Source organism: Terriglobia bacterium, assembly GCA_020073205.1.
Lineage (GTDB): Bacteria > Acidobacteriota > Polarisedimenticolia > Polarisedimenticolales > JAIQFR01 > JAIQFR01.
In genome coordinates, this window is sequence record JAIQFR010000158.1 from 1 (window position 1) to 6,948 (window position 6,948).

The window sequence follows — 6,948 nt, forward strand, 5'->3', positions numbered from 1 at the left end:
CCGCACGCGAGGCCCCCCATCACCGTTCCAAGATCCCCTCCCGCGCGGCTCGGGCGGCCCGCGCATGCCGAGCGGAAGAGGCAATCCGCCGCGTCGGGCTCGACCAAGATCAAGCGCGGCCGGCGCGAGCCGAGCTCCTGGCCCAGGTGCTCCGCCACCGCCGCCGCCAGCGCGCCCACGCCCCCTTGGACGAACGCGTGGGTGAGACGCGCTCCGGCGGGGAGCTGAGCGAGAACCTCGGCGAGCATGACCCGATATCCCTGCATCACGTCCCGAGGGGTCTCGAGATTCCCCTCGTAGGTGGTGTCGGAAACGACGATCCAGCCGTTCGCCGCCGCCTCCGCCGCGCACCGGCGGACCGCCTGGTCGTAGTCCCCCGCGACCATCTCGACGCGCGCGCCGAGCCTCGCGATCGCCTCGCGCCGGGCGCCGCTGACGGCGGCCGGAACGAAGACGAACGCGCGGCAACCCAAGCGACTCGCGCCCCAGGCCACCGATCTCCCGTGGTTCCCGTCGGTGGCGGTCGCGACTGCGAGCGTCGCGACGAGGTCCCTCCGCGCGCCCGCCATGAGCTCCGAGCCCTGGACCTCCCCGTCCCCGGTGATGCGGCGCACCTCGCGCGCGACCGCTCTCAGCACCCCGTAGGCGCCGCCCAGCGCCTTGAAGCTGCCGAGGCCGAACCGCGCGGACTCGTCCTTGTAGAACAACCGGCCGATTCCGAGGGCCGAGGCGAGGGCGGGCATCTCGAGAAGGGGGGTCGGCGCGTAGCCGGGCCACGAGACGATCTCCCTCAGGGCGGACTCGGCTCCTTCTCGGTCCAGGACGCCTGGGGAGAAGGCGCGGGCGCGAGAGTTGTGGAAGTGCTTCATCTCACCAGGCGGCGAGATCGCGGATCGCCTCCAGGATGTCGTCGACCTGAGGAAGGATGAAGTCCTCGAGCTCGGGCGCATAGGCCACGAACGTGTCGGTGGCGGCGAGGCGCCGCACCGGCGCGTCGAGATCTGCGTACAGATCCTCGCCGATCCTCGCGGCGATTTCGGCGCCGTACCCCCAGGAGAGGGAGTCCTCGGTCAGGACCAAGGCCTTGCTCGTCCTGCGGACCGACGCGGCGATCGTCTCCCAATCGACCGGCGAGAGCGACCGGAGGTCGAGGATCTCGGCGGACACGCCGGCCTCCTCCGCTTGGCGCGCGGCGGTGAGGGCGCGCTGCACCGTGGCCCCGTAGGTGATCACCGTGAGGCCCGTCCCCTCGCGCGCGACGGAGGCGCGTCCGAGCGGCACCATGAACTCCGGACCGGGGTACGGCGACTTGTTGTAAGTCTGACGGTAGAGGTGCTTGTGCTCGAGGAACAGCACCGGGTCGTCGCAGCGGATGGCGGTGCGCAGGAGACCGTTGGCGTCGAGGGCGTTCGAGGGACAGACCACCCTGAGCCCCGGGTTGGCGGTGAACAGCGCCGCGCCTGACTGGCTGTGATAGGTCGAGCCCCCGCGGATGTACCCGCCATAAGCCACGCGGATGACGACGGGTGCCTTGAAGCTCCCGTTGGACCGCCACCGCATCGTGGCCAGCTCGTCGCGGATCTGCATGTAGGCCGGCCAGATGTAGTCGAAGAACTGGATCTCCACGACGGGCTTCAAGCCGCGCAGTGCCATCCCGATCGCGCGCCCGACGATATTCGCCTCGGCCAGGGGAGCGTTGAAGACGCGATCCGACCCGAACTCGCGCTGGAGTCCCCAGGTGACCTTGAACACCCCCCCCTTCCCCTTGACCTTCAGGAGCGCCGCGTCCCGCGATACGTCGGCGACGTCCTCGCCGAACACGACGATCCGCGGATCCCGTCGCATCTCGTCCCGGAGGCACCGGTTGATGAGATCGACCATCGTGGTCGGGTTCCCCTCGAGCGTCGGCCCCGTGGCGAAGGCCTCCGAGGTCGGGTCCACCTCATGGGAATACACGTGCCGAAGCGCCGACGCGGCCTCGGGCCGGGTCGCTTCCAGGACAGAATCCGCGGCGGCGCCGACCTCGTCCACGACCTGGGCCTCGATCGCCTCGAGGACGCCGTCGCCCACGATGGCCTCGGTCAGGAGAAGGTCGGCGAACGCGGGGATCGGATCGCGCCTCGCCTCCGTCTCCCGCTCCTCGGGAAGTCGGTAGAGCGTCTCGTCGTCGGAGAGGGAGTGGCTCAGCGGCCGGATCACGTGCGCGTGGACGAGGGCGGGGCCGCGACGGGCGCGGCAATGCTCGGCGGCGGCGCGGAGGGCGTCGTACGAGGCCAGCGGGTCGCAGCCGTCCACCTCGCGGATCAGGAGGTCGGGAAAGCTCGCGACGAGACGGCTGATGCTCCCGCCGGGCGTGTTGACCTCCACCGGGACGGAGATCGCGTAACCGTTGTCCTCGATCAGGAACACCACGGGGAGCTTCAGGTTGCTCGCCGTCGAGAGGGCCTCCCAGAACTCGCCCTCGCTGGTCGTGCCGTCTCCCGCGCTGACCAGCACCACCTCGTCCTCGGCGAACGGAACGCCGAGCGGTCGCCCTCGCGCCGCGGCGTAGCGTCCGGCCTCGGCGCACCCCACCGCCTGGAGGAACTGCGTGCCCGTGGGCGAGGAGACGCTCGCGACGTGGAGCGGCATCGAGGAGAAGTGCGAGGGCATCTGGCGCCCGCCGGTCTGCGGGCAATCGGCGGAGCCCACCGCCTGGAGGAACATGTCGCGCGGGCTCATGCCGAGCGAAAGGCAGGCGGCGCGGTCGCGGTAGTAAAAGAAGAACCAATCGCTGCCCGGTCGGAACACGAGGCCGACCGCCGCGCCGACGGCCTCGTGGCCGACGCCGTTGATCTGGAAGTAGGTCCGGTTCTGGCGCTTGAGCTGAATCTCCTTCTCGTCGACCTTGCGAGAGAGCAGCATCGTGCGGTGGACGCCGAGCAGCGCGTTGCGGTCGAGACCTCTCAGGGCGAGCGATTCGGTGTTGCGGCCCACGACGGACTCCTGGCGCGGCGTCGGTCCGGCGAAGGCGGCTCGGCGTCCCCGCGCTGGCGCCGATCATCATAGATCATTTCGGTCCTGTTTTGGTGGCCGCCTCCGAGACCACGGGCTGCACCAAGAGGAGCGCAGCGCCGCCCGAGGCGTAGCCCTTGCGCGCCACCGCGATGCGCCCGTCGGGGAGGACCAGGGGCGCGGTGGCGAGCATCCCCTTGTCCGACGGCACCTCGAATGTCGCGAGTCGGCTTCCATCGTAGACGTCGAGGCCGATGAGAGAGGCTCCGCCGTCCGGGACGACCAGCACCATCTCGACGTTTACCGGAGTGGACTTGCCCTTGGGCGGTGGCGCCGGCATGACGACCCCGCGCCAAGCCGCCAGAGGACTCGAGATCCGGTCCTCGAGGTCCGCGGCCCACAGCCGGTGCCCGTTCTTCCGGCGCACGCAGTAAACCTGGTTGTCCGCGGAGCCGAAGATGACCCGCTGTGCGGAGAGGATCGCCGGAGCGAGGGTCGCGCCGGGAACCCTCAGGCTCCAAGTGGTCTTCCATCGCCGCCGCATCGCCCCCAGCTTCTCGCACTCCACCTGTCCGGCGGGGAGCGTGCGCACGCGGTGGCGACCGTCCGGCGAGAGCACCCAGCCGGAGGGGGCCTCCCCTCCGGCGGGCGCTTCGTCCGCGAGGATCGCCGCCGCCGGCTCCGAGAGATCGACCCGCGCCGTCCCTCCGTCGACGGGGACGCCGAGCCACCCCTGGTCGAGGGTCAGGGCGCGGCCGGTGGGGGTCGCCGGCAATGGCACCTCGACGAGGAGCTTGAAGATCATGGTCGGGGGGGCCGGCCCCTTCCGGGGCGGCAGGGCGGTGGGGTAGTCGTTGGGGGTTTCCGGGGTCGGAGGGAGCGTCTGAGCCATCGCGACCGAGACGTAGAGACAGGCCGCAGCGATTCGCCACCCGCGCCATCGCGCACCGCCTCTCATCGTCGGGCCTCCCCGCGGAGCCGCTCCGCGCGAGGCGCCGATTGTAGCCCGCATCCGCTTTGGCGACCGGGATTCCGCCACCACGACCCGCCGGCCACCGCCTCGCGCCTTGGGTCCGGTGCCGCCGATCTCGTGCAACCGTTTGCTCCTACAGGCTTTATGTGCTAGAAGATCCGGAATTCAGCGTGGAGGACGGAAGACGAAGGAGGAACCGCCGCGCGCATGAGGAGCCGTTACCACGCCATTCGCGGTACGCGGGACATCCTGCCCGAGGAGGTCGGGCGGTGGCAGTTCGTCGAGCGGACCGCCCGCAGCCTCTTCGAGCGCTACGGCTTCAACGAGGTCAGGACGCCGGTCCTCGAATCCACCGAGCTGTTCGCGAGGTCGGTGGGCGAGTCCACGGACATCGTCCGCAAGGAGATGTACTCGTTCCTCGCCGGTGACGAGCGCGTGACCCTGCGACCGGAGGCGACCGCGCCCGTGGTCCGAGCGTTCGTGGAGCACGCGTTGCATCGGACCGTCGCCGCCGGCTTCCCCGAGCGCTACTACTACATCGGACCGATGTTCCGCTACGAGCGACCGCAGAAGGGACGACAGCGACAGTTCCACCAGATCGGCGCGGAGGTGCTCGGCTCCGGCGAGCCCCTGGCGGATGCCGAGACGATCGAGATGCTCTGGGCGTTCCTCGGCGCACTGGGGATCGGTGAGTGCGAGCTGACGCTCAACTCCATCGGCGATGCCACGTGCCGTCCCCGGTTCCGCGAGGCGCTCCTCGACTGGCTGGCGACGAGGCGGGAGCGGCTGTGCGAGGACTGCCGGCGGCGCCTCGCCGAGAACCCCCTCCGCGTCTTCGACTGCAAGGTGGAGGAGGACCGCAAGCTGCTGGAGGATGCGCCGTCCGCTCTCGACCACCTCTGCGAAGGCTGCTCCGCGCATTTCGAGGAGGTGCGGTCGGCTCTCGATGCCTACCGGATCCCTTACCGGGTCGACCCACGGATCGTCCGGGGACTCGACTACTACCAGCGCACGGTCTTCGAGGTCGTGTCTCGAGGACTGGGCGCCCAGAACGCCATTCTCGGAGGCGGTCGCTACGACGGGCTCGTGGAGGAGATCGGCGGGCCGCCGGTGCCGGGATTCGGCTTCGCCATCGGCATCGAGCGGCTGATCCTCCTCCTCCCCGCGGATCGCGGGCGGCCGATGGGCGTGGATCTCCTTCTGGTCTGCCTTGGCCAGGAGGCCTGGCGCGCGTCGATCTCCCTGACGCAGCGCCTCCGCGGCGCCGGCCTCAGCGTCGTCATGTCCCTTGCGGAGAGGCCGATGGGGGCGCAGCTCAAGCGCGCGGAGCGCGTGGGCGCCCGGCACGCGCTGTTCGTCGGGGAAGGAGAGCTGGCGGGGGGCCGGTACGGACTCAAGGATCTGGCCACCGGCGAACAGGTCACGGTGGACGAGCCGGGCCTCCTGGCCCGGCTGGGAGGGATGCATGGCGAATGACGTTCCGCCGCTCCTTCATCGAACGGCGGGGTGTGGAGAGGTGACGGAGGCCGACGCCGCGGCGCGGCGCGAGGTCGTTCTCACCGGCTGGGTGCACCGCCGCCGGGATCTCGGGAACCTCATCTTCGTCGAGGTCCGCGACGCCACGGGGCGCGTGCAGGTGGTGTTCGACCCCTCCAGCGTCCCCGAGGCCCACTCCGTCGCGCAGCACCTCCACGCGGAGGACGTCCTGGGCGTGCGAGGGGTGGTGGTTCCCCGCGAGGCGGTGAACGCCGACCATCCCACGGGCCGCGTCGAGGTCCGCGCCGCCGAGCTCACGATCCACAACCGCGCCCTGTCCGTCCCGTTCCCGGTGGACGACGAGATCGAGGCGAACGAGGAGGTGCGGCTCACGCACCGGTACGTGGATCTGAGAAGGCCCCGCCTCCAGGCCGCGTTGCGCCTGAGGCACCGGCTCGCGGTCGCGTCCCGCCGCGTGCTGGACGATCTCGGATTCGTGGAGATCGAGACGCCCATGCTCACCCGCTCGACGCCCGAGGGGGCGCGGGACTATCTCGTTCCCAGTCGGATCCACCGAGGCCGATTCTACGCGCTGCCCCAATCTCCCCAGCTGTTCAAGCAGCTGTTGATGGTCGCGGGGTTCGAGCGTTACTACCAGTTCGCGCGGTGCTTCCGCGACGAGGACAACCGGGCGGACCGCCAGCCCGAGTTCACCCAGATCGACCTCGAGCTCTCGTTCGCCGAGCCCGAGACGATCTACGCCGTGGCCGAGCCGCTGATGGTTCGGATGTTCCGCGAGATCGGGGTCGAGGTCACCCCCCCGTTCCGGCGGATGCCCTATGCCGAGGCGCTGGACCGCTTCGGGAGCGACCGGCCGGACACGCGGTTCGGCCTGGAGCTTCGCGACGCGGGAATCGCCGCCCCGGGGAGCGGGTTCGTCGTATTCGACTCCGCGCTTAAGGCGGGAGGCGCCGTGCGCGGCATCGCGGTTCCCGGAGGGGCTTCCGCCTCGCGAAAGACGCTGGACACCTGGACCACCTGGGCGCGGGAGGCCGGTGCGAAGGGGCTCGTGACCGTGAAGCTCGAGCCGTCGGGCGGCGTGGCGTCGCCGGCGCTCAAGGCGCTGGGGGACGAGAGGGCTCGCGCGGTGGCCGCGGCGGTCGGCGCGTCGCCCGGAGACGCCGCGCTCTTCGTCGCGGACACGCGTGAAGCCTGCAACAGGGTGCTGGGAACCCTGAGACTCAGGATCGCGGCCGAGAGGGGGCTCGTGCCGGAGAACCGTTGGGACCTGCTGTGGGTCGAGCGGTTCCCGCTGCTTCAGTGGGAGGCGGGGGAGGGGCGCTTCGTCGCCTGCCACCACCCGTTCACGGCGCCGCGATGGGAAGACCTCGACCGACTCGAGTCCGACCCCGGGTCCGTCCACGCGCAGGCCTACGACCTCGTGCTGAACGGCACGGAGATCGGCGGCGGGAGCATCCGAATCCACCGGCGGGACGTCCAGGAAA

The 6,948-nt window shown here is 70.6% G+C and carries 5 protein-coding genes; 2 read left to right on the forward strand and 3 right to left on the reverse strand.

Annotated elements, in window-relative coordinates; genetic code table 11:
- The 3 genes from LAO51_19350 to LAO51_19360 form a co-directional block, all read right to left on the reverse strand.
- Window positions 1–869 (reverse strand): diaminopropionate ammonia-lyase (locus tag LAO51_19350; GenBank protein ID MBZ5640899.1); only part of this gene is annotated, 869 nt, incomplete at its 3' end.
- 1 nt (window position 870) lies between these two features.
- Window positions 871–2,904 (reverse strand): dehydrogenase E1 component subunit alpha/beta, encoded by a 2,034-nt coding sequence (locus tag LAO51_19355; GenBank protein ID MBZ5640900.1) that lies wholly within the window; start codon window positions 2,902–2,904, stop codon window positions 871–873.
- Window positions 2,905–3,049: 145 nt separating this feature from the next.
- Complete coding sequence (locus LAO51_19360) at window positions 3,050–3,952, reverse strand: PQQ-like beta-propeller repeat protein (protein ID MBZ5640901.1); 903 nt, start codon at window positions 3,950–3,952, stop codon at window positions 3,050–3,052.
- A gap of 222 nt (window positions 3,953–4,174) precedes the next feature.
- Here LAO51_19360 and hisS point away from each other — a divergent pair, with 222 nt between their 5' ends.
- Together hisS and aspS are read left to right on the forward strand one after the other, a co-directional pair.
- Window positions 4,175–5,443: a histidine--tRNA ligase gene (gene hisS, locus LAO51_19365; GenBank protein ID MBZ5640902.1), complete on the forward strand. Its 1,269-nt coding sequence runs from the start codon at window positions 4,175–4,177 to the stop codon at window positions 5,441–5,443.
- A partial coding sequence (aspS, locus tag LAO51_19370) for an aspartate--tRNA ligase (GenBank protein MBZ5640903.1) occupies window positions 5,433–6,948 on the forward strand: 1,516 nt, incomplete at its 3' end. The genes hisS and aspS, both read left to right, overlap by 11 nt.